The 1,129-nt window shown below is 69.2% G+C and carries 2 protein-coding genes and 1 pseudogene; 1 reads left to right on the forward strand and 2 read right to left on the reverse strand.

From position 1 onward, the window contains the following. Positions 1 to 120 precede the first annotated feature (120 nt). Positions 121 to 258, reverse strand: a complete 138-nt coding sequence (locus tag ABZ281_RS50190; protein ID WP_356665602.1) for a catalase-related domain-containing protein — start codon at positions 256 to 258, stop codon at positions 121 to 123. Beyond that, a pseudogene (locus tag ABZ281_RS50195) lies at positions 258 to 455 on the reverse strand (catalase); the annotation flags it as partial. The gene ABZ281_RS50190 and the pseudogene ABZ281_RS50195, both read right to left, overlap by 1 nt. A gap of 127 nt (positions 456 to 582) precedes the next feature. Here ABZ281_RS50195 and ABZ281_RS50200 point away from each other — a divergent pair. Next, on the forward strand, positions 583 to 999 hold the full coding sequence (locus tag ABZ281_RS50200) for a Fur family transcriptional regulator (protein ID WP_031110441.1): 417 nt from the start codon (positions 583 to 585) through the stop codon (positions 997 to 999). The last annotated feature ends 130 nt before the right edge of the window (positions 1,000 to 1,129 follow it).

Raw genomic sequence — 1,129 nt, forward strand, 5'->3', positions numbered from 1 at the left:
GCCAGCAGCACCGTCGCCGTGCCGAAGCAGACCGCCGCACCAAGGGCGTACACCATTCCAGCCGGACCCCCGGAGGCGGCCCGGCCCGTCCGCCACCGCGAGCGGTCCAGCGCTGGAGTTTCAGCCGCGCAGGGCCTGGACCGCGACCTCCAGCCGCTTGCCGGAGTCTCCGTCGGCCCGACGGAAGTTGTCGATCGCCCGCTCGACGATGTCGTCGCGCGAGACCTTGGCGATGAAGCCCGCCAGATTCGCGATCAGGCACCGGCACCGCGGGCGTGCACCACGCGCTCCGGGATGCGCTCACGGTTGAAGTGGGCCAGCCTCTCCAACAGGAGCTGGTCCTGGACGGGCACCGGACCGCCGACGCCCGTGGTCTCGCCGTTCTGGTTGTCGGCGACCGGGGCCCCGGCCTCCGTCGTAAGCGGTCCCTGGGGCATATGCGCCTCCTGCACCATTCCTGACCAGTCCTGCGCACCGGCCAAAGCCGTTCCCGATCCCACAATAGACAATATCTAAAGCAAGTGAGACTCTAAACTCACACCTGTTCGGGACCTGGTCCCCTTAGCTGTTAGGCTGGTGGCCATGAGTGACCTTCTGGAACGCCTGCGCGGACGCGGATGGCGAATGACCGCGCAGCGGCGCGTCGTGGCCGAGGTCCTCGACGGCGAACACGTCCATCTGACGGCCGACGAGGTCCATGCCCGGGCCGTCGCCAAGCTGCCCGAGATCTCCCGGGCGACCGTGTACAACACGCTGGGTGAGCTCGTGACCCTCGGCGAGGTGCTGGAGGTCTCCACGGACCAGCGCGCCAAGCGGTACGACCCGAACGCCCACCAGCCGCACCACCACCTGGTGTGCGCCCAGTGCGGCGCGATCCGGGACGTCCACCCGGTCGGCAACCCGCTGGCGGACCTCCCCGACACCGAGCGCTTCGGCTTCACGGTCTCGGACGTCGAGGTGACCTACCGCGGCGTCTGTCCGAACTGCGCAGCCGCCTAGCCCGCACGAACGCGCGAGAGCCCCGGCACTGATGGGTGCCGGGGCTCTCTGCTGCCATGCTGCATGACGCCGCCGAATACACCGAGGGCCGGAACCCTTTCGGATTCCGGCCCTCGGCCTTCAGTAGCGG

Origin of the sequence: Streptomyces sp. NPDC006265 (genome assembly GCF_040613555.1) — a bacterium.
GTDB lineage: Bacteria > Actinomycetota > Actinomycetes > Streptomycetales > Streptomycetaceae > Streptomyces.